This is a genomic window from Haloplanus sp. HW8-1 (genome assembly GCF_023703795.1).
Classification (GTDB): Archaea; Halobacteriota; Halobacteria; order Halobacteriales; family Haloferacaceae; genus Haloplanus; species Haloplanus pelagicus.
In genome coordinates this window covers 63,381-83,812 of the sequence record NZ_CP098519.1, presented here as the reverse complement: position 1 = coordinate 83,812, position 20,432 = coordinate 63,381, and the positions used below count along the sequence as shown (strand labels likewise).

The following is a 20,432-nucleotide window of genomic DNA, read 5'->3' as shown; positions in this document are numbered from 1 at the left end:
CACGACTACGGGGAGGGAAGGCGGCCGTCTGGTCGGGGCACGCGGCCCCGTTTGATCTCGTGATCGACGCGGCGCAGGTGCTTGCAGCCGCCTTCGGGTGAACGTTGCTGCCAGTCGGGACAGGTACACGATTCGTCGATGACGTCGACTTCGTACCGGTTCCCGGACGCAGACTGTACCTCGTAGCGGCCACCCTTCGAGAGGAGTGAGACGTCCATCGCTTCGGCGACGGCACGCTTCGTGCGGGGCTCAAGATCGTCCTCCGACTGTGCGTTCTCGTCGACGACCAGTCGGTCGCGAACATCGCCCGTTCGGCCACCGTCGGGCGCGATGGCTTCCGCAGGCCCCCTGAGCCGCTCGTGGAGCAGTTCCTCCACCGGATGGCCTTCCGGCCACAGGTAGTGGACCTCGCGGCGCTCGCGATGGTCATAGGAGCCGCACGCGGCTGCGCTCCCGGTCCAGACGCGCCAGGCACCCAGCGCAGCCATCACGTCGACGATGTCACGGGGAACCGTCTGGTGGTCGTCCGGGAAGAACACCCGGAAGCGGGTACACGCCTCCTGCGGCGGGACGGTCTCCCACCAGTCTTCGCTGGAGCCCCAGCTGTCGTACATCGCGTCGTCGCTCCCGTAGCCGACGGTCACGCCGTCGATCGGCGTCCAGTCTGCTGGGAGGTGGTCCGACTCGCCTTCAAGCACTCGGAGGACGGCGTATCGGAGGTACTCGTGGGCTTGATTGTCTGTCGTTCGAGCGACCTGGTCGTGCTGCTCGGCAACGTGCTCGGCTTCCCAAAGAACCGTCGTGAGATAGGGTTCAGTCATTATTCGACGGAGGTCAGAACGCGCCTCCGCCCCTCCGCGGGCGCTGAAAAACTTAACCAACAGAGCGGAAGGGATCCATCACCGTGTTGGTTAACTGAGTGAGGACGAGGACTCGCCCTTGAGAACGTCGATGAGTTCTTCTGCGGTTCGACTAATCCGTCCGGTGCGCACGCGAACGATCACGGCCCTTCGACTCCCACGCAACGAGGTAGAACGCCGGCGGATAAGTTAGATACTACCTGTCGTATCAAAAAGAGGGGAATTTCGGTGTGATCCCGTTTTGGGGGCCCATTGAGCCAATAGGTTTGAGACCGGAATTCCTGTCTCAGAACAGCCGTTGGAGTAGACCACGATCGCGGTGTTTCTCTGCGAGCAGAACCGAACACTCCACATTGTCGATAACGTTCAACACGAGCGATCCGGAGACGAGTCGACGGAGGAGCCCTTCTTCCGTCGCACCGAGGAGCAGAAGCGTCGCATCGTCCGCGGCGTTCTGGATAGCCGTCTCTATGTCTCCGGATTTGACCAGCAGTTCGGCATCCTCCAAACCGTTGTCCACTGCCCACTCTTCGAGGAACTGCTGGCCTGCTTCGCGGTCCTCCGCGACGTTGAGCAAGGTCACTTTGGCGTCGAACTCTGATTGGAGGTATTTCGCGATGGTGGCCGATAGCTCGGAGTCCGGGCCTCCGGCTGTCGGGAGAAGAATGCGCGAGGGATCGAACCCACGATCGCGGAGAATCAGGAAGTCACAGGGGACTGCCTCGGTGAGTTCGTCGATTGCCGACTCCGCTCGCCCGGGCGAGCCATGCGAGTCAGGCCCCCAACCCATAACCACGAGGTCTGCGGTGTGGGTTCGGGCAGCATCAAAGATGGCCTCGTAGGATTTGTGTGACAGGATGGTGTGTGTCTCGACATCGACCCCGAAGGTCTCGGCGTCCTCGCGGGCGTTGTCAAGCAGGTGCTGTGAACTTTCGTCGATATCATCGGAGCGGTCGGCGGCAGCTGCCAGTGCCGTCTGGTCAGGGACCGTCACGATATGGGTGGCGACAACGGTGCCACCTCGCTGTTTGGCGATAGCACTGGCGAGCGTGATAAGTTCCTGCTCGTGAGCGGGGTTGGCCAATGGCACCATCACGCGGAACTGCCCGCCGTCTGGTTGGACACTCGTTGCGGCATTAACGGCCGCGTCCGGCATTTCTCGCGAGCGTGAAATGATGTGCTTCGAGAGGATTCCCTGTTTTTCCGTTCGAGTTCGAGCATAGAAGAAATACCACAGTATCGCCGCTACTGCGATGCCGAACGACAGGATCAGTGCGTCACTGGCGACGAAGACCAGTAGCGCAAAGGAAAGCACGACGCCTAAGATCGGCAATAGCGGATACAACGGAACGACGAAATCCGGCGTGTACTCCTCGGGACCGACGTAGCGCATCACGATGAGCGCCAAATTCAGCAGGCCGTAGATGATGAGGTGCAAACCCGATGCGGCTCCGGACAATAGCGTCAGGTCGCCGATGACGATGAACAGGAGGATAAGTGCGCCGGTAATGCCGATAGCTCGGTACGGGGTACCGAACTTTTCGTGGATTTCGTTGAGTGCCGGCGTGACGATGCGGTCACGGCCCATTGCGAAGTTGATCCGCGAGGAAGCAAGGATGGAGGCATTCGCACTGGATGCCGTCGCAAGAAGGCCACCGAATAGCAGAGCACCGCCCATTGCAGCCCCTTGAATGTAGTCCCCAACTTCGACGACGGCAATAGGGTTCTCGGCATTTGAGCTGATGATATCCGCAATGAATCCTGGGGGAACGGCCGCACTCATGATCACCAAGACAAGCGCGTAGATGACCGTCACGATGACGACGCTGCCGATGACTGCCCGTGGGAGATTCTTTCCTGGGTCTTTGATTTCCTCGGCGACGCTCGTGATCTGGACGAAGCCGAGATAGGAGACGAAGATGAGGCCCGTCGTCTCTAAAGTGGTGACCACGTCTGTCGCGGCGGGGAGATTCGACGGTTCGGCCCGCAGTGTTCCTAATACTGTGAACACAGTGAGGATACCAATCAGCAGAACGACGATGATGTTCTGGAGCCGCCCCGTCTCCTTCGCACCGACGTAGTTGATGAGGACAAAAAAGGCACCCCCGACGAGCGCGATTATCTTCACGACGGTGATTGATACCGGGCCGACACCGACGCTACCGGAGAGACCGAAGATGCGGGCGATGTACCGGCCGAAGCCGACCATATAGAACGCACTAGCGAAGGCCAGCCCGAGCCAGTTGGCCCAGCCAGCGATCGACCCGAACATCGGTCCCAGCGCGTGATTGACGTAGTAGTAGGCTCCCCCCGAGCGAGGCATCGCGGTCCCGAGTTCGCTAGCTGACAGCGCCGTGAACATAGCGATGACACCACCCAGAACGAATGCCACAGACGCTAGCGACCCGGCCTTGAGGATGGCCTCACCCGGCAGAACGAAGATACCCGCACCAATCATCGTCCCAACGCCGATGGTCAGAGCCGCGAGCGGCCCCAGGTCCTTGGCGAGTTCTTCTTCGCTCATGATTCGTCCTCACGGGGGAGGGCGATGACGGGGCGGTCCGCCTTGGTCACCAGTTTCACCGAAATGTCGCCGGAGAGAAACTGCATAAGTCGATTCCCACCACGAGAACGGTAGGCGATGGCGCTGGCGTCGACCTCGTCAGCGGCGTTGAAAATCTCAGCAGCCACGTCCCGTCCATAGGCGGTGTGTTCGTCGGCATCGGGGAATACTGATTGAACGGCAGCGTACGATTCTGCGGCAAGGTCCTCAGACTGCTCGACCGGCGTTTTGTCCGGCACGCCGTCGCCCTTCTCTACGACGTGAAGGGCGGTCACGTGGGTTGGTCCGTAGGGTTCAAGCGCGGTCGCCGTCGCCAACGCGTCGGCTTCGTGAGCGACGGGAAGAAGTACATGAGCAAGGATGTCTTCGTCGTCGGTCTCACTGTTCATACTGATAAGTTCATCCACTATCTGTTAAGAGTGTGTATCCAGTCCCACCGAGCGTATGGGAAGAATTCTGGGCTTTCAGTTTCTACAGTATCTTGATAAGTACCCTTCACGTAGGCCGATATGAGAGAGTTGTGTCCGATAAGCTGGATCCCCCTCAGTCACGGATGGCCAGGATAACAACCCTTCTGGAGGCGTCTCTCAAACTCGTTTTTGCTGTTGGGATACGCGCTGCTCTTGTAGTATCGGGCTTGTTCTTTTTTTACGTCGTTATCGGCATATCTGCAATTTTGCTTGGATGGCCTGCGTTATCGTACCCCATATTTTCGCTTAAAGCAGACCCATTTTTTGTAACCGGTGGGGCAGTGGTGGGGCTATTTATTGTACAGAGTTCTGGATCGTTCGTCTTGTACCATATGTTGGTCGGGATAGAGGATGACAAATCGCAGCTCGCTACCCTGTTTGGTTTCATCAGTCTCGGATTTGGCGGAGCGCTGCTCCGGGTCACCCTCCCACCGGCTATTCAATTCTTCTTGGCAGCTATGTGACCTACTCGCCCTGATGTTCGTCTGCCATTTGTGGGTTGGTTTGTTGTACTGCCACTCACTGATGATAGTTGCAGATCAGACGTAACCACAGGGAGGACGTTGATTTAACGTGTTCCACTCCCATCGAAGTCACATCCGGAGTGCATATGACAAACACGGATCCGATCCCGAGTTCCTATCCAGATCGGGAACACCTTCTAAAATTCAGCCAGAGTAGAGAACGTACGGAAACTATTGATCTGGGCGCCGATGCTCTCACTTCGACCGATAACTTGAGCGTGGCGACCAAGATCTGATTGCACTGAGTTTAGAGATGTTGTGGTCGATACAGAATGCGTCAAATCTCTGTGCTTCATGTACAGGATAGGAACTCGCATCAGAACAAGCAGAACGTCCATTAGTCGGGCTTGTCTATTAGTCACAAATGAACGATTCTCAAGATCCAATGAAGATTCTAATAGTCGGTGCTGGTGAGGTCGGATCGAATATCGCCACGAGCCTTTCTGACAACCATGATGTCGTGGTTGTTGACACCGACCCTGAGATGGTTGAACAACTCACCTATTCAATAGATGTGCTGGCGATCGAGGGAGATGGGAGTTCTCTGGATATACTACAGCAAGCCGGTCTAGAAGATGCAGATATGCTTATCGCAAGTACAGACGATGATGAAACGAACTTAGTCACGTGTGGAACAGCGAAAACTGTGAGTGACGCCTTTACAATCGCTAGAGTCCGTAACAAGTCCTTTTTTCAAACGTGGAAGCAGTCCGAGGGTGCTTTCGGTGTCGACTTTATGGTCTCGACGAATCTCCTGACAGCGGACAATATCGCCCGTGTCATTGGCCTGCCGGCCGCAGTTGATGTTGCGACATTTGCCGGTGGCCTTGTCCAGATGGCTGAGTTTGAACTCACACAAGAAAACGAGCTTGTCGGCCAAACTGTTGCAGATGCGGACCGATTCGAGTCGCTGACGTTTGCTGCGCTCGCCCGAGATGGTGACGTTATTATTCCGGATGGAGAGACCTCTATTGAACTTGGAGATAGGATCATCATCATCGGTGAGCCAACAAGCATACAGGCGTTTTCGAGAACAGTTGCACCTCCGAATATTCCAGATGAGAGCGACGATATTGTCATCGTTGGAGGTAGTGATATCGGGTATAATACAGCCAGACGACTCGAAGAACAAGATATCGAGTCCCGTCTGATTGAGCAAGATGGTGACCGAGCCCGAGAACTGGCCGAGACACTACAACAAACCTTGATCCTGAACCACGACGCAACGGATTCAGAGTTTCTTCTACGCGAAAATATTGACCAGGTAGGGACTCTTATTGCAGCAACAGACAGTGACGAGAAGAATCTCCTCGTTTCTTTGGTAGCCAATAATATTGGCGTACAGAGGACAATAGCAATCGTTGAAGACGGGGAATACGCATCATTATTTGAGGCGGTGGGGATTGACGTTGCAGTCAACCCACGCGAAGTAACTGCCGAGGAGATTATCCGCTTCACTCAAGAGAGACAGATCGAGAATCTTTCCCTCATTGAGAATCGTCAAGCAGAGATTATTGAACTCGAAATCGACGAGGATAGTATTCTCACGAACCGCCCGATCGAAGAGAGCATTACTGACCTTCCCTCTGCAGTCGTCATAGGGGCAGTTACCCGTGACCGTGAGTTCATTGTACCTCGGGGTGACACCGTGATCAAGGCCGGTGATCACATCGTCCTGTTCGTTAGTACTGATATTGCATCAGACGTTATGAGTTATATTTGACATGTTCCCTTAATAATAGGGGTTTAACAATAGCTCGGAGCATATTTTCAGCAAATGTCGGCTGAACCCCCAAAAGACAACCAGCATTCTGGACAGATATCAGAAGAGACGGTCTATGAGGAAATGGACCCGTTCGTACCCTATACTACCCGGGAGCTGGCAGATCGTGTTGGTACATCTCTCGGGAATATGTGGTCGATCCTTCGCAGCCTCGCGGTGGCGGGAAAGGTTCAAAAGAAGGAACCAGAACCCAATCTCCGAATTTGGATGCGTGAACCGCCCGATAATACTTGTCCACAGTGTGACTACGAATTCGAGGTGAAATTTCTCCATCCGATATTGTCTTCTGTCAGATATTGTCCTAACTGTGGAAGTCGAGTGGATAAAACACAATAATTACCCACTACAGCTTCTCCCGTTTCTAGTGCCGTCGGAGAGATTGCCGTGATGATTGTCTTGCTTATTGATCCAGTATCTGTTTAACTGCTGGTGAGGGCACGGCCTCATCGGAGGTGCGTGCCACAACGGGGACAGAACTGTACAGCTCCGAGGATAGGATGAGATAGTTTGATTTGGAACTCGTAATCACAGTTCGCACATTGCTGAGTGGGTGGTTCTCGAACCCATATTCGCTGGTTGGGTTCCGATTCTTTCCTTCTGATTTTGCCGCCCTGATGGAGGGTTCGCAATAGAGACCAAAGACGTCCCTTCGTGACGTCAAGTCGCTGGATTAAATCGTCTAATGTGTACGGTTCGAACGGCTCCATCACCTCGTAAACGTCATCTGGTGACAGTGACTCGCCATCTGATGACTGTTCTTCTGAATCCTTGTTTGACATGCGTAATGTGATGGCCCCGAGAGTCGTAACTCATTCGACGGAGCTGAACTGAGACTGTCAAGGTTCCGTCCAGTGGCATGGCCGGAGCGATTAGGCTGATTCTCTCTGGATACTCGGCCGTTTTTATTAGGCTTCCTAAACACAAGTCTGGTATGACTGTCTACGAGAGTGACCTTCCCGGCGTCGGGAAGAAATTCGAGATCGAAATCGACGACGAACAGCGACTCGTCATCGTCACGCACAATACCGGCAAGCGGGAGGTATTTCTCAAGGCCTCAGAGGGTGCTGACTCCGAGAAATTGTTCGAACTCCCTGACCGTCTGGCTCGAACTGTCGGGACTATTCTAGAAGGTGCGTATTTCCAGCCGGTGCAATCCGAACAGGTCGAGACGATGCTCGCAGAGGGGACGTTCTTGGAGTGGTACAACGTCGACGACGGGGCGGAGATCGCCGGCCAAACACTAGCGGACGCGCGTGTCCGTGAGCGAACGGGAGTGTCGGTTGCCGCCATCGAACGAGCTGGATCCGTGGTGCCATCACCACAAGCGGATACGGTTATCGAGGTCGGTGACACACTCGTGGTCATCGGCTCTCAGGAAGATTTGCAAGAGTTCGATGCGCTCGTCTCTAACGACGCCGCTAATTCCGAGTGACTCTATGGCGAACAAACTGGAGGTGATGTGGTGTGGTCAGTGAGGTGGCGCTCTTCGAACTCGGAGTGTTATTTGCCGCGGTTGCACTTGTCGGTGGTATCGCCAATTACCTTCGTCAGTCGGTTATCCCCTTTTATATTGGTGCTGGCATCCTGCTCGGTCCGTACGTTGTTGGGCGACTCACTCCTTATGCGCTCGAAGCGACCGAATTTGTCGAACTAGGGGCCGAACTCGGTATCGTGTTCTTGCTGTTCTTTCTCGGGCTTGAATTCAATCTCAACCGCCTACTCGCCAACCGGAGTCGCATCGGTAAGGCCGGCACGGTTGACCTCGTCGTCAACTTTGGGGGTGGACTAATACTTGGGTTCGTCCTCTTTCGGGCAATCTTACCGGCATTTCTAGTAGCGGGAATCGTCTATATCTCCTCATCAGCCATCATCACGAAGTCCCTGATCGATCTTGGATGGATCGCTAACGACGAGGCTGAACCGATGTTGGGAACGCTCGTCTATGAGGACCTCGTTATCGCAGTGTACCTCGTGGTCGCCTCAGCACTGCTGCTGGGGGGCGGTGATATCGGCGCAGCTGTGCAGTCGATTGGGCTTGCCCTGGGCGTTATCCTCCTTTTATTGATAGTCGTCTGGTTCGGTACGCCGTTCTTCGAGCGTGTACTGGATGCTGACTCGCACGAATTTATCGTCCTCCGAGCCGTGGGAATCACTGTTCTCACTGCCGGGGCGGCACTCGCGCTTGGCGTGAGTGAGGCAGTCGCTGCCTTCTTCATCGGGATGGCATTCTCCTCGACTGAACACGTCGAACAACTGGAACGGCTCCTCGAGCCGATTCGCGACCTCTTTGCCGCCATCTTCTTCGTTTGGATCGGCCTCGTGACCGATCCCCTGGTGTTCGCGGGCGTTCTCACGCTCATCCTTATTGCTGTCGTGCTAACGGTACCAACAAAGCTGATAAGTGGATATTTCGGCGGTCGGATATACAATCTGAATATCCGTCAATCGACACGAGTCGGACTCGGGATGACCACCCGAGGCGAGTTTTCACTCATTATCGCCACGCTAGCCCTATCCGGTGCGGGGACCACACTAACTGAGCCGGTCGCACAGACGATCTATGCATTTGCCGTCGGCTACGTCCTGGTTATGAGTATCGTCGGGACGATGCTGATGCAATATTCGACACCTATCGAGGCAGCTGTCGTCTCACGACTTTCGGGGTTCTTCTCTGATTCTTCTGCGAAAACTGACTGAATGCCGATATCTCACTCCGATGGACGCCACACACCTCCTAATTCGTCGCGTTTGTAGTCCTCACAACTACCATCTTGGAAAACCGATACTCGTCCATCCTCTTCGCTGAGTGTAATCGCTGCGAGTACCTCCGAACGAACCGAGACCTCAATAGCGCTCAGATGCTTTGTTCCCATCCAGTCAGCGTACTCAAGTGTCGTGTTCCCCTCTAAGTCACTCTGACTTTTGATTCGGACCATTTGCTCTTGGATGGTTCCGTCCGTGCTGATGATAACCGCACCATCGCGTGTGAAGCCAACGGTGCGTGCTGCCTTGACGAACTTATCGATATCCTCCGACACGATCTGACAGGTTTCGGTCGGCCACTTATTCTCGCCTAATGAATCAGCATATGATCCGGAGTGGACTCCAGTCACGATAACGAAATACAATCCCGGACCGCGGACATGCTCTTCCTCCCACCGGTCGAAGCTTAGGCTGATGCTCTCGACCGCATACGTGAGGAAATCAATCAGCTCTCTGACTGTCGTGTATTCGACTCGTAATGGATCCGGATCTGTCATTAGAGTTCGTGCCCAGTGTTCGTTGTTTAATGTAATAAGACCGGTCGATCACGAATTCTCAGCGGACCATTTTTGTCCGGTATTTTCGCGTCTTTACGCCCTCTATTATGGCCGAACCGAACCCTGGTAAAATCCGTCATGAGTCGTGATGGGTATTATTGGTGGCTTGCATTCGTGTTCGCCAGGATGGGCGACCACCAGCTGATCGCTAGGTCGTGGAGCACGCGATCGTTCAGACCGCCCTTGGCCCCCACAGCGACCGAGCGTCCAGGGATTCAGCAAGGAGGTTGGTCGAAACCTTGTCAGTCGGGCCGAATGAACGAAGCGCGTCGGCGGTCAGCGAACTGTGGTTATCGATACGGGCTAGGTATCCGTTTGAGAGGAGTCAATCGTCGTGGAGGCCGAGACATTTTTCACTCTCTCTTCACCAGGGAAGGCACTTTAGCACGGATATCTTATTTATTATCAGAGGTTGTAGTCCTGGGTATCATGACGGCATCGCTCAATCGCGTACTGATTCCGGTTGATGTGTCGGAGTCACATTCACTTGGAGGGACACTTATTGAGACGGTGCCATTAACGAAGGCCGTCATCCTTGGCTACTGGCCGATTCCGGATCAATCAGCCCCCGATCAAGCCCGCGATCAGTTCGAAGAGGAAGCCCAACAGCGACTGCAGACCCTCGCAGACCGATTTACCGATCAAGGGGTTGAGCTACAGACCGAATTGGTGTTTACGAAAGACCGGAATCAGTTAATCGATCGAGCCACGAACAAGTATGAGTGTCAGTCAGTACTGATTCCGGGAACAGAGTCACCACCGTCGGGAGCCGCACGCGGGATAGTTCTGATAAAACCGAATGCTGATCTTGATCGAATCGTCACTACCCTAGGGATACTGTTCGCTGAGAGCGATGTTGAACTCTACCTCTTTCATGCCGTTGAGAGTACGAACGAACACTTGCACGACGCAACAGAGTATATGCTTCGTGGACTTGTCGATCGGCTTAGCGAGTTAGGGATCAGTCGTGATCGGATCGAATGGGAGCAATCGACGAATGGCGAGCAGACTGCTGTTATTCTATCACGGACTTCTGATTTTGACTTCGTGGTACTGAGCGAAACCAAGCCAGCATTGCGAGAACGTATCTTTGGGACGGTTCAGTCAGAGATTGCTAACAAGACAGAGAAGCCGCTGCTTACAATCAGAACGAGTAAGTGAACGCTTCATACTGGATCAACCGATGTAGAGTCAGCAGTGGCCGGAATGGGCGTCAACCTCCATAGTTCTCGATAAAGTGATGTGCAAGATACAGAGACAGCAATCCGTATGTATCCAACAGGATAGGCGGAGTCTTTGAAATACCGTAGCAGCTGTCTCACAAACATCTAGTTCACACTGACATTAAACGGCTTCTCTGAAAACAGTGTAACAAAACACTGGCTGATCAGGTATTTGAATGAGAGTGCTGAGTCAGCCGCGTGGAGCAATCACTGATTCGACATGATTATTCAAAGCAGGACAATAGAATCAACATGAACTCCAAGCAATCAGTTTTCAGACTCTATCGGTGAGACGTCGAACTGTTTTCTGAACTGTTGGACCGCCTCGTCAGAGCCAACGAGGACGATGCGCTCACTGCCCGTAAATTCACGTTGTGGGTCGACCGTGCTGGTGAGCCCGGAGTCATCTTCGATCGCGATGACGCGACAGCCTGTTTTTTCGTAGATACCCGACTCGGCGAGTGTGGATCCTGCCAACGGCGTGGCGGGGGCACGGAGTAGCCGAATTTGACTCGCTGGTGCAAGAACGTCCTCGCCGCGGAGTTCCCTGGCGACCATCCGAGCGCTCACCCGTGGTACCGACAGTACATAGTCCGCTCCGGCACTCAGTGCCTTTCGAGTCGCATCGGTGTCACTCACTCGAGCGAGGATCTCGATATCACGATTCAGTGACCGCGCTAACACGGTTGTCAGTAGTGATGCAGAATCATCCGGCAGACCGATAATAATAGCACCAGCAGTCTCCACCCCCGCTTCTTCTAAAATATCCTCCGATCCAGCGTCGCCCACAATATCCACGCCTCCGTCATCTTCGATATCGATAGTCACGACATCAAGTCCTTCCTCAGATACGACCTCCCGTGCAGCTTGCCCGACCTCACCCTGTCCGGCAATGATGATGCGCTCGTGTTTGCGAAGCGTGCGAGCGGGCTGAGTAAAGTCACTGAACGCTTCCAACGCCTCGTGTGCGCCTGTGAGGAGCAGTACTGTATTCGAGCGGATGATCGCGTCCGGATCAGGGGGCAGCTGTAGTTCCCCGTCGATCCACGCCCCGATGATGTTCGCGCCCGTTTCCTCTCTGATCTTCGAGTCGCGGATCCGTGTTCCGATCAGTCGGTTACCCTGTTGAATCGGAACTTCTGTGACCTCTAACTCGCCCCCAATATCAATTGTATCTGTTAGATCCGCCCTGAACGACGAAATCGCCTTCTCGGCAAGCCGGTGCCCGAGTACCCCATGGGGAGACAACACGGTATCTGCGCCCGTTTCTAACAAGATATCTCGCATATCGCTATCGTCAGTAAGCGTGATGATGTCGATATCCGAATCGAGTGAACGCGCCGTCAGGATGGTGTTGACATTCGCATCTCCCGCATCTGTTATGATTGCTCGTGCTGTCTCGATACTGGCTCGTTCGAATGCCGTTGCATCCTGTGGAGAGCCATGAATGGCAGAATATCCCTCATCAGAAAGTGCTTTGGCGTTCTCCTCGGACGACGAAATCAGGACGTAGTCGATACCAAGTTCTTTGAGTTCATCAAGGAGGACAGCGGAATCACGGCGGTACTCACAGATGATGACATGGTCGGATTTAGGAGTGAGTCGGTTATCGAGGTTGACCTCGGCCCCAGTGAATAACGGGATGATGATGAGCCGGAGCGTGAAGAAGCCGAGTGCGATACCGGATATCTGCGTTCCAGCGACGAACAAGAACATCAATGGATGACTCCATACGTCCGAATCTTGGCCGTATCCCGTCGTGGTCATCGTCTGGACGATGAATTCAAAAGAGGCGAAAATAGATTGGTTGACTCCTTCCAATTGTGCTAGAGCGACGTTGTAAGTGATCGTATAGATCATGACCAGGCCGACCAACCCAGTGAGGTAGTAGACGACGAGACGGTTTCTCCGAGAAAGCTCTATATTGGATAGCGACTCAGGAAGGTCAACCATGGTATAGTGACTCCAACTTATCGGGCATGGCTCAAAAAGAATTCCTGATATCGTTGGAGTCTACAGGCGGAACAGGCCGAGTGCCTCGGGGCTTGACCCCGAGGCGGGTCACTTGTTCTTGAGTTTGGATCTGATATCCGGACTAATACCAAGCCTATCAGTCCGCCACCAGAGAAACCCCAGCATCCCAAGGGCGGCTGGGATCAGGAGTCCCGTCTGGATGAGACCGGACTGGCCGGTAAGCCATGTAGGCCCACTCACGGAGAGTGAAATGACTGTAACCGATGGATCGGATGCTATCGGAAACACGTGACCTGAGACGAAATTAAACCCGGCATGGATGCCGATCGGGAGGCCAAGTTGTCCCGAAGCGAGATATGCTAGCCCGAGCAAGAGTCCCGCACTCAGGAAGTGAAGTCCATCAACGAGAGTGGGAGCTGGATGTGTGATTGCAAACAGCACTGCTGATATACTCCACGCAACGGCAATCGTCATCGTCTCAGACATCCACCGCAGATCCAATCCCTCAATAGCGTTTGTGAGTACGTATCCCCTAAAGACGAGTTCTTCGACCACCGCGATACCTATGATAGTGACGACACTTAGCCATATTTTCCGGAGGTAGCTGGCTGTCAGCGAAAATCGTGGTTCGACGACCGCAATCCAGCCACCAACGACCCCGAGGGACACTGCTACTGCGGGAATCATTCCTCCAATAACAACACCTGCGAGAAGATCGAACATCCATCCTCGGGATATTTCGAGGCCATACCCCCGAACAGGTCGTTTATCCAGATAGACCGCTGCCCCAATGATAAGTCCGACCGTGAAAAAAAGCAAGAGGAGCCGGAGAAGAGCTGAGCGGAAAAATTCATTTCCTGATGGTGAGACGAGGAGTGGAAGTGAGATGAAGACGATGGCGTAGGCCATCACGAACACGTACACGCGAAGAAATGCGCGTAACCGCTGCTCTTGCTCGTTCCACGAGAGCAAACGGAGGCGTCGGAAATATTCGCGTATATACGGATGCATATGCGTTTGATTCGATGGTTAGTGTGGTTCGCACTTATTCGCTCTTCACGTCATTTGCTCGTTGAACCGTCGAATTCCCTCGTCAGTACCTGCGATGATGAGTTCATCGCCCGACTCGACTCTGTGATTTGGTCCCACGTCGGTAATAACGCCACCGTCACGCTCAACCCCGACGACGGTACAACCTGTCTTCGATCGCACTAGAGCGTCGCCAATTGTTCGCCCGACCAGTTCTGGTGCGTGCGTGCGGACCACCTCCACATGCTGATCCAACGAGAGGACGTCTTCGTTTTCGAGTATTGTCGACGCAATCATTCGGCCGCTGACGGTGGCCAGCGACAGGACATAGTCGGCGCCGGCCCGGTACATCTTCTGGACACTCTCAGTCTCCTCAACCCTGGCGATGATCTCCGTCTGGGGGCTCACATCCCGGATTACCAGCGTCGCAAATTCGGTAGTCGTGTCATCGGGGAGCGCAAGAATCACCGATCTGGCATCGTTTATTCCCGCCTCTTGAAGCGTCTCCGGCTCAATAGCGTCACCGACGACGTCGACATCCTCCATCTCCGTCTGGTCGACCACGGTGTACGGCAGGTCGGCTTCATCGAGGGCATTGGTGATCGTGCGGCCGACCTGTCCGTATCCGATAACGATGGTCCGTCCACGATCGAAATGTCGAACCTCTGAGAGCGTGAGTTCTTTGAGTTGTTCGAGTTGCTCCTCGCGGCCTGTGACGAGGAGCACTGTACCATTCGTGAGCGTTGCGTCCGGAGATGGTGGGGTTTCAAATTCTCCACGGAACCACGCCCCGATAACGTTGACGCCGGACTGCTCCCGTATCCCGCTGTCGGCGAGCGTTGTGCCGACGAGTTGACTGCCACGATGGATCGGGAGTTCCGCAATCTCGAAGTCATCGCCGATCTCGACTGCCTCCCCCAAATCGGCTGTGATGGATGTCGTTACTTTCGACGCGAGACTTTCGCCGAGTAGCGGTCGTGGAGAGAGCACCTCGTCAGCACCTGCGAGCTGGTGATATGCCGTTCGATCAGGTTCCTCAACGACACTGATAATCGGAACATCATCGGCGACTTCCTGAGCGGTCAAGACGATACTTGCGTCTATTTGATCGGAAACGTCGGCGACGAGTGCCCGAGCCGATGTGAGTTCTGCTTGTTTGAGGCCAGTCACCGATTCGGGATCCTCATGGATGACGTGATAATCATCTTCGTAGATCTCGGTCGCACGGTCACGGTCCGGCTCGACGATAACGTAGTCTACGTCCCAGGATTCAAGTTCGGAGATGAGCGCCTCCGCTCGGGGAGTATAGGAACAGATGACGACGTGGTCATCGAGCCCGTTATCGACCGATTTTGGGACGGTCGTCGACAGGATATCTTCGAGCAACGGGAATGCCAACACTGGCAGGGCCATAAAAATGAGGACTACACCTGTGAGGTCCATGACGATAACAAGTGCGTTCATCTCTGGGCTGTCCCACGGTGCATCCGACCCGAACCCGGTCGTGGTGAACGTCTCGACGACAACCTGCAGGGAATGGAGGAAGGTGAGATTCTCTCCCTCGTAGATTCGCATTCCGTTATGATAGAGAACCGTGTAAACAAGCATCACTCCGATGAGAAGGAGTGAATAATAGACTGTCCGTCGCTGCCATTTATCCATACTGACGGTCATAAGGTCCGCTCCATTAAACCATCAGGAGATGGTTATCGGAACTTCGATCAGGTTTCGAATTCGATGTATGGTTCGGATCAAACGAGTGTATAACCAGCCTCTTCGAGAGCGGATTCTACATATGATTCGTGTTGTGGGTCGATATCTCCTTTCACCCGTAGTGTCGTCTGATCGTTATCGAAACTGAACTGATAGGAGACGATAGCAAAGTCTCCGTGGCTATCGACGCCCATGATCTCCACGGTCACTTCGGTTGAGTACGCATATATCTTCGTATCAGTCACTTCCTTCATCGGTCTCCAATAGAAAGTTGGGTGGTTACTATATAGAACTTGGAGCGGTAGCACACTAACAGAGTTCTCTCCACCAGTATTCTGGGACCGATCCTGATGCGTAATGGAGGCCGTTTTAAACCGCTCCTATCTATCATTCCAACTCTTTCTCACTGCGGCAACTCAGGTTCCGAGCACGTCGATGAGCTCCTCTGCTGTGGAACTGATACGTCCAAGCCGCTCGCGAACGACCTCGGGGTTATCCGACTCCCACGCAGCGAGGTAGAACGCTGACCCGCTGGTATCGATCCCGCAGTAGCGCCCGACGACGTACGCGACGGCTTCGGCCTCGACCTCGCGTTTCGCCCGTTCGGTGTCGTCGTCGACGTCGAAGTGGAGCAGGGCGTGAGCGTACTCGTGAATCAGCGTTCGCGCGAGGTCGGCCTCGTTCTCCCGATCACGTACCTCGACGAGCGGCTGAACGTCGACGAGACTCAGCTGCTCGCAGATGCCCTTCGCCTCGCCGTGGGTCCACTCCTCGGCTGGAACGATCCGCACCGTCACGCCGAGGTCGTCAGCGGCGTCAGTCAACTGCTCGACGAGATCGCCGGCGTCCCCAGTCGCTTCAGTGTCTAGGTCGGGAAGCGGTTCGCCCTCGGTCTGGGAGACATCGAACACCGGCGCGGGCTTGAACCCGACCAGGCCCTCGGACCACTCCTCGGGCGACGTCTCATCGTAGTCACAGTCACTATCCTCGTGATAGCTCGGCGAATTCTCGCACTCCGGGCACTGCTTGGTGATGATCGGCGCCCAGATCCAGATGGCCGACTCACCCTCCGTGACGTGACGGTCGAACTCCTCCTGCCACGTCCGGTAGCCCGCCACCTGGCTCGCCTCGGGACACTGCCGCTTGATGAGGAGCGTGTTCCGGTAGGAGTAGTCGTGGAAGCGACTCTGGACGTCGAGCCACTCCTGGAACTCTTCGCTGGCCTGCGCGTCGTCGACGCCGGCGACGAGGTCGTCGATCCACTGTTCGATGGTACTGTTCATCTCGTCTGATCGCGTGTCGGTCTGGTCGAAGGAGACCGACGAGTCTCTGGTCGTGGACATCGTGTTCACCGAATCGAGTTCACGGCGACTGCGTCTGTTTAGACCGCGCCGCACCCCTCAGGGGCGTTCAAAAACCGCTCTGCCGGTCAGCGGAGCTCGTGGCGTTCGTCCGCAAAGCCAACCGTGACGAGGTACTCGAGGAACTCGTCGAACCGCTCGACGTCACTGGGTGTGTCGGTCGCAAGGTGACGCGCCCACTCGATGGCCCACTGGAAGGCGGGATCCGTGCCGCCCTTGCCGTGAATGTACCACCACCGGGCCGCCTTGAGAACCACTATGGGATTCGTCGGCGGCTGCTCACCGGCGAGCCCACGGGTGATGGATTCGATTTCGTCGGGGACGTCGGCGGAATCGACTTTCGCTGATTGCGTGTTGTCGATATCGACCGGGATCTCGTCGATCGAGACGTTGTCGGGACTCTGTTGTTGACTCACTGGAAGTCACCTCTGAGAGCTTTCGAAGGAGCCCTCGCCCTCTCTGGGGCACGAAAAACAGGTCGCGAAGTCACGCCGGCGGGAGGTAGACGCTCTGCTCGCCGGCGATCTCCTCCAGGTTATTCCGATGACGGTGGCTGAAGTAGCACTCGTAGCTGCAGTATCCACAGATTGCGCCGGAATCGTATTCGGCCACGTACGGGCCGCGGCGAGTTCGCCAGACGTTCGTCCCGCACTCGGTACAGGCAGCGTCCTCGAGATCGGCAGGACTCGGACCCTCGTACTCGACGTTGAGCCCCTCGTCTTGCGGTGTCGTTTCGGGCCAGATTCCGTGGGCCCTCCAAAACTCACGGACGCGAGCGAGGCTGTGGCGCACCGTCTTTCGGACAGTGACGTGGTCGGCGTCGCGACCGCTGTCGTCCCAGCCGTCGGCCGTCCAGAACTCACCGAACTGCGCGCCGCGATGCAGCCCGTTCCAGTCGACGCCGACGATGTCGGCTGGTGGCTCGTCCGTGAGTGTCGGTCTGGTCAGCTGCCGAATGGCATCGAGCTGCTTGGGCGGACTCCCGCCGAGGATGTGGACGCGCCGCCCTCTCCAATCGGCAGGGTCGGAGAACTCGTGGGCCAGGCGGTCGGCGTATCCTCGTGAATACCCGAGGACGAGGGTCTCGGGAATCGCGTCGATCACCGCCCGCGACTTCGGAACGACGATGAGCTCGGCCTCTGGATAGCTCGCTTGGATCTCACGAGCAGCAGCGACGTGGGCGTCGACGTCGTCGATTTCGTCGACGTCCCCGATGACCCCGACCTGAGGTTCGTACTCGAAGAAACGGTCGACGAACCGCTCCAGATCGGGATTCCGGAAATCGTTGTCGAGCATCCCGACAGGGAGGCTAAGGTTCTGATACTGCGCCTCCTGATACCCACAATCCTCGCGAAAGCCGGGAAGGAAGCCGAGGTCGACAGCGTCGACGACAAACGGGGCTCGATGCAGAAACGCCACGTAGTCTGCCTGTCTGGCGGCGGCGATTTCGCGGGCGGTGCTGGCGCTGGAGCTCAGCTTGAGGGACATGATTAGGCTCGCGAGGCCGCTGCTGGCTGCCCCGCACCCATTCAGGGGCCCGAAAAACCGAGACTCAGGCAGTTAACCAACAATCAGGAAACCCACGCGGAATGCGTTGGTTAAGAACAGAACTTACTCTTCGCCCTCACGTAGCTCTTCAGCCTTCCACTTGAGCCGGCGCAGAATCTGCGTTCGATTCTGGTGGGCGTTCTCGTAGGCAACGCACTCCTGGAGGGTTTCCATATCCGGAATCGTCTCGATCCCTGCCTTGATCAGGCGCGTGTTCGGTGCTTCAAGCCGTTTTTCAGGCGGAAATTCGTCTGACGCCTCTGAGTCGTCTGTAGAAGTACCCATAACGGATGCCTCCACCTATCGAGGGCACGAGCAACAGCAGAGAATTGAAGCAGTAGATCTTGGGAAGGTGCACCCACTGCGAATGGGACCACCAAAATAGAGGCCTTCACGACAGGATTCGCGCTGTCTCGAAGCCCAGTCAGGCTTCCGAGGATTCGAGCAAAACGAGGTCCTGAACAGGGTACGGGTTATTCTCGCCGGCGAACTCGTCCTCAGGGACGTAATGCCAGAGGTGACCGTTTACCTGATATAGAAACGACTCGCCGCCTTCTGCTTCTACTCTTACCCGCTCCCCGACTTTGTCGTCTTCTTCCCAGCCGATGACAGTCAACGGCTCGACGGGCCACTCAAAGAATTTGACCGAGTCACCAGACTCCAACTCTTCAAAAGTCTCTATATCCCCCTGCTGTGGCTCTCGCGCGTCGAGAGTCGGATTATGCTCAATAGACATGGTCTCTGGGTACGCCCCTACTCACTTAATACTGTCAGCAGTGGATTCCAGCCGCTAGAACGGAAGCACGCCTGGCGAATTTTCTCGCCGACTGCTCTTAGCCCATCGCCTCTTGGAACCGCTCACGTAGCGCGTCCTCGCGTTCTTCGAACTGCTCGACTTTCTCCTGCAGGTCGTCGCTGACGCGCTCGATGCTCGCCAGCGCTCGTTCGCCGGCCAGCGACGCCTGTGACCCGTCGTCACCGTCCGCCTCTAGCTGCTGCTCGTAGGCCTGCTCGACGCGCTCGATCGTGCCTTCCGGATTGAACAGGATGTCGTTGGCGATGCGGACGTACTGATCGAGGGATGCCCCCTCTTTCCCTTTGAAGAAGTGGGTGAGGGCGTACGTCGCGCCGGAATGCAGCGTCCACATATCGATCTCGAAGGGGGACGCCGCATTGGCTTCTGCATCGCCGGCGGCACGCTCGGCCAGGTAGTCCGGGAACCCCAGCAGGGTGTAGAACTCCGTGACGGTGAACGGGAGTTCGGAGAAGTCGAGTTCGATATCCTGGGCGTCCCGGATGAACTCGAAGAGGTCATCGGCGACGAGTTCGACCTGTGCGAGCAGTTCCTCCCACCAGGTCCGGAAGTTCCGGACGTCGCCGACGTGTTTGATGACCTCCTTGTCGGTGAGCGAGCGCATCGTGTTCGAGCAGTAGCCATCCTGAGCGAACCCCTCCACGTAGACGGCGTGCTCGCCGAAGAAGTCGTAGCCCGACGTGACGCCCATCGTAATCGGGTCCGACCGACCGGGAAGGCGCACCTCGAGGCCGTCGAACATGATGTCTATATGGACTTCGCCGCCGCCCCGGTAGCGCCGAATCTCGCCGAACATCACCTCGCCCAGCGGGGTCCCGTCGATGGTCTCCTCGCGGAGGACCTCCTCCAGCGGCCCGTAGACGTCGACCGGATTGATGATCGAGTAGCTGTCAGTGGGAACGTGGAACAACGGGTCCGTGTCCGCGTCCTCATCTCGGGCCTGCTCCTGAGCCCGACTCGGCTCGACGAGCGCGTTGAACCGCTCCGTCTTGACCCACTCGTCGGTGTACGGATTCTGGTACGCCACGGTCGTCTCGACGGCCTGCGGAAGATCGCGAATCGCCTCGGCGAAGGTCACAGGGTCTGCATCCCCGTGTCGCTCTCGGTACCACTCTGGTAGTTCGGTGTCGGTACGTCCATCGACGCCAGCGAAGATGGTTCTGGACTCTGGATCTTTCATCTCAGTCACCTCACTTCAGGAATCCTCGTCGACGTGCGACTGCATCGTCTCGCGCCCTGCGCCCCTCTCC

Annotated in this window: 19 protein-coding genes and 1 pseudogene; 5 read left to right on the top strand and 15 right to left on the bottom strand. The window is 55.9% G+C overall.

The window, feature by feature from the left end:
- Positions 1-5: 5 nt before the first annotated feature.
- The 4 genes and pseudogenes from NBT82_RS18790 to NBT82_RS18780 form a co-directional block, all read right to left on the bottom strand.
- Positions 6-821: a hypothetical protein gene (locus tag NBT82_RS18790; RefSeq protein WP_251331398.1), complete on the bottom strand. Its 816-nt coding sequence runs from the start codon at positions 819-821 to the stop codon at positions 6-8.
- Between the two features lie 90 nt (positions 822-911).
- A pseudogene (locus tag NBT82_RS20370) lies at positions 912-1,038 on the bottom strand (DUF955 domain-containing protein); the annotation flags it as partial.
- Between the two features lie 108 nt (positions 1,039-1,146).
- Positions 1,147-3,384, bottom strand: a complete 2,238-nt coding sequence (locus NBT82_RS18785) for an amino acid permease (RefSeq protein ID WP_251331397.1) — start codon at positions 3,382-3,384, stop codon at positions 1,147-1,149.
- Complete coding sequence (locus NBT82_RS18780; RefSeq protein WP_251331396.1) at positions 3,381-3,812, bottom strand: universal stress protein; 432 nt, start codon at positions 3,810-3,812, stop codon at positions 3,381-3,383. Before NBT82_RS18780 ends, NBT82_RS18785 begins: the two co-directional genes overlap by 4 nt.
- Before the next feature lie 164 nt (positions 3,813-3,976).
- On the opposite strand from NBT82_RS18780, the gene NBT82_RS18775 reads away from it, so the two are divergent.
- The 4 genes from NBT82_RS18775 to NBT82_RS18760 all read left to right on the top strand — a co-directional run bounded on the left by NBT82_RS18775 (position 3,977) and on the right by NBT82_RS18760 (position 8,897).
- Positions 3,977-4,357 (top strand): hypothetical protein, encoded by a 381-nt coding sequence (locus tag NBT82_RS18775; protein ID WP_251331395.1) that lies wholly within the window; start codon positions 3,977-3,979, stop codon positions 4,355-4,357.
- 445 nt (positions 4,358-4,802) lie between these two features.
- Positions 4,803-6,140, top strand: a complete 1,338-nt coding sequence (gene trkA, locus NBT82_RS18770; protein ID WP_251331479.1) for a Trk system potassium transporter TrkA — start codon at positions 4,803-4,805, stop codon at positions 6,138-6,140.
- Positions 6,141-7,131: 991 nt separating this feature from the next.
- Positions 7,132-7,632: a cation:proton antiporter regulatory subunit gene (locus tag NBT82_RS18765; RefSeq protein WP_251331478.1), complete on the top strand. Its 501-nt coding sequence runs from the start codon at positions 7,132-7,134 to the stop codon at positions 7,630-7,632.
- Positions 7,633-7,664: 32 nt separating this feature from the next.
- Complete coding sequence (locus tag NBT82_RS18760; protein WP_251331394.1) at positions 7,665-8,897, top strand: cation:proton antiporter; 1,233 nt, start codon at positions 7,665-7,667, stop codon at positions 8,895-8,897.
- An 11-nt stretch (positions 8,898-8,908) separates the two neighbouring features.
- On the opposite strand, the gene NBT82_RS18755 is transcribed toward NBT82_RS18760, so the two are convergent.
- Entirely contained in the window at positions 8,909-9,460 is a 552-nt protein-coding gene (locus tag NBT82_RS18755) for a DNA integrity scanning protein DisA nucleotide-binding domain protein (RefSeq protein ID WP_251331393.1), read from the bottom strand.
- 489 nt (positions 9,461-9,949) lie between these two features.
- On the opposite strand from NBT82_RS18755, the gene NBT82_RS18750 reads away from it, so the two are divergent.
- Positions 9,950-10,681: a hypothetical protein gene (locus NBT82_RS18750; RefSeq protein WP_251331392.1), complete on the top strand. Its 732-nt coding sequence runs from the start codon at positions 9,950-9,952 to the stop codon at positions 10,679-10,681.
- A 329-nt stretch (positions 10,682-11,010) separates the two neighbouring features.
- On the opposite strand, the gene NBT82_RS18745 is transcribed toward NBT82_RS18750, so the two are convergent.
- From NBT82_RS18745 to NBT82_RS18700, 10 genes are all read right to left on the bottom strand, one after another.
- Positions 11,011-12,696, bottom strand: a complete 1,686-nt coding sequence (locus NBT82_RS18745) for an NAD-binding protein (RefSeq protein WP_251331391.1) — start codon at positions 12,694-12,696, stop codon at positions 11,011-11,013.
- A 108-nt stretch (positions 12,697-12,804) separates the two neighbouring features.
- Positions 12,805-13,626 carry a CPBP family intramembrane glutamic endopeptidase gene (locus NBT82_RS18740; protein WP_251331390.1) on the bottom strand — a complete coding sequence of 274 codons (822 nt, stop codon included), beginning with the start codon at positions 13,624-13,626 and terminating at the stop codon, positions 12,805-12,807.
- 147 nt (positions 13,627-13,773) lie between these two features.
- A complete protein-coding gene (locus NBT82_RS18735; RefSeq protein WP_251331389.1) occupies positions 13,774-15,408 on the bottom strand; it encodes a potassium channel family protein in 1,635 nt (544 codons plus the stop codon).
- 89 nt (positions 15,409-15,497) lie between these two features.
- Complete coding sequence (locus NBT82_RS18730; protein WP_251331388.1) at positions 15,498-15,713, bottom strand: hypothetical protein; 216 nt, start codon at positions 15,711-15,713, stop codon at positions 15,498-15,500.
- Between the two features lie 162 nt (positions 15,714-15,875).
- Positions 15,876-16,802 carry a M78 family metallopeptidase domain-containing protein gene (locus tag NBT82_RS18725; RefSeq protein ID WP_251331387.1) on the bottom strand — a complete coding sequence of 309 codons (927 nt, stop codon included), beginning with the start codon at positions 16,800-16,802 and terminating at the stop codon, positions 15,876-15,878.
- A gap of 86 nt (positions 16,803-16,888) precedes the next feature.
- Entirely contained in the window at positions 16,889-17,236 is a 348-nt protein-coding gene (locus NBT82_RS18720) for a DUF8013 domain-containing protein (RefSeq protein WP_251331386.1), read from the bottom strand.
- Between the two features lie 70 nt (positions 17,237-17,306).
- The gene (locus tag NBT82_RS18715; protein WP_251331385.1) at positions 17,307-18,308 is read right to left on the bottom strand and encodes a DUF6610 family protein; all 1,002 of its coding nucleotides are present in this window, start codon (positions 18,306-18,308) and stop codon (positions 17,307-17,309) included.
- A gap of 123 nt (positions 18,309-18,431) precedes the next feature.
- Positions 18,432-18,653 (bottom strand): DUF8129 domain-containing protein, encoded by a 222-nt coding sequence (locus tag NBT82_RS18710; RefSeq protein ID WP_059059096.1) that lies wholly within the window; start codon positions 18,651-18,653, stop codon positions 18,432-18,434.
- Between the two features lie 139 nt (positions 18,654-18,792).
- Positions 18,793-19,104: a hypothetical protein gene (locus tag NBT82_RS18705; protein WP_251331384.1), complete on the bottom strand. Its 312-nt coding sequence runs from the start codon at positions 19,102-19,104 to the stop codon at positions 18,793-18,795.
- A gap of 97 nt (positions 19,105-19,201) precedes the next feature.
- Positions 19,202-20,362, bottom strand: a complete 1,161-nt coding sequence (locus tag NBT82_RS18700) for a hypothetical protein (RefSeq protein ID WP_251331383.1) — start codon at positions 20,360-20,362, stop codon at positions 19,202-19,204.
- Positions 20,363-20,432 lie beyond the last annotated feature (70 nt).

Excerpts from the sequence above, each read along its gene's own strand:
- trkA (WP_251331479.1), top strand. The coding sequence starts at position 4,803 with ATGAAGATTCTAATAGTCGGTGCTGGTGAGGTCGGATCGAATATCGCC.
- NBT82_RS18785 (WP_251331397.1), bottom strand. The coding sequence starts at position 3,384 with ATGAGCGAAGAAGAACTCGCCAAGGACCTGGGGCCGCTCGCGGCTCTG.
- NBT82_RS18700 (WP_251331383.1), bottom strand. The coding sequence starts at position 20,362 with ATGAAAGATCCAGAGTCCAGAACCATCTTCGCTGGCGTCGATGGACGT.
- NBT82_RS18710 (WP_059059096.1), bottom strand. The coding sequence starts at position 18,653 with ATGGGTACTTCTACAGACGACTCAGAGGCGTCAGACGAATTTCCGCCT.
- NBT82_RS18740 (WP_251331390.1), bottom strand. The coding sequence starts at position 13,626 with ATGGCCTACGCCATCGTCTTCATCTCACTTCCACTCCTCGTCTCACCA.
- NBT82_RS18775 (WP_251331395.1), top strand. The coding sequence starts at position 3,977 with ATGGCCAGGATAACAACCCTTCTGGAGGCGTCTCTCAAACTCGTTTTT.
- NBT82_RS18755 (WP_251331393.1), bottom strand. The coding sequence starts at position 9,460 with ATGACAGATCCGGATCCATTACGAGTCGAATACACGACAGTCAGAGAG.
- NBT82_RS18745 (WP_251331391.1), bottom strand. The coding sequence starts at position 12,696 with ATGGTTGACCTTCCTGAGTCGCTATCCAATATAGAGCTTTCTCGGAGA.
- NBT82_RS18735 (WP_251331389.1), bottom strand. The coding sequence starts at position 15,408 with ATGGATAAATGGCAGCGACGGACAGTCTATTATTCACTCCTTCTCATC.
- NBT82_RS18780 (WP_251331396.1), bottom strand. The coding sequence starts at position 3,812 with ATGAACAGTGAGACCGACGACGAAGACATCCTTGCTCATGTACTTCTT.
- NBT82_RS18715 (WP_251331385.1), bottom strand. The coding sequence starts at position 18,308 with ATGTCCCTCAAGCTGAGCTCCAGCGCCAGCACCGCCCGCGAAATCGCC.
- NBT82_RS18730 (WP_251331388.1), bottom strand. The coding sequence starts at position 15,713 with ATGAAGGAAGTGACTGATACGAAGATATATGCGTACTCAACCGAAGTG.
- NBT82_RS18765 (WP_251331478.1), top strand. The coding sequence starts at position 7,132 with ATGACTGTCTACGAGAGTGACCTTCCCGGCGTCGGGAAGAAATTCGAG.
- NBT82_RS18725 (WP_251331387.1), bottom strand. The coding sequence starts at position 16,802 with ATGTCCACGACCAGAGACTCGTCGGTCTCCTTCGACCAGACCGACACG.
- NBT82_RS18750 (WP_251331392.1), top strand. The coding sequence starts at position 9,950 with ATGACGGCATCGCTCAATCGCGTACTGATTCCGGTTGATGTGTCGGAG.
- NBT82_RS18705 (WP_251331384.1), bottom strand. The coding sequence starts at position 19,104 with ATGTCTATTGAGCATAATCCGACTCTCGACGCGCGAGAGCCACAGCAG.
- NBT82_RS18790 (WP_251331398.1), bottom strand. The coding sequence starts at position 821 with ATGACTGAACCCTATCTCACGACGGTTCTTTGGGAAGCCGAGCACGTT.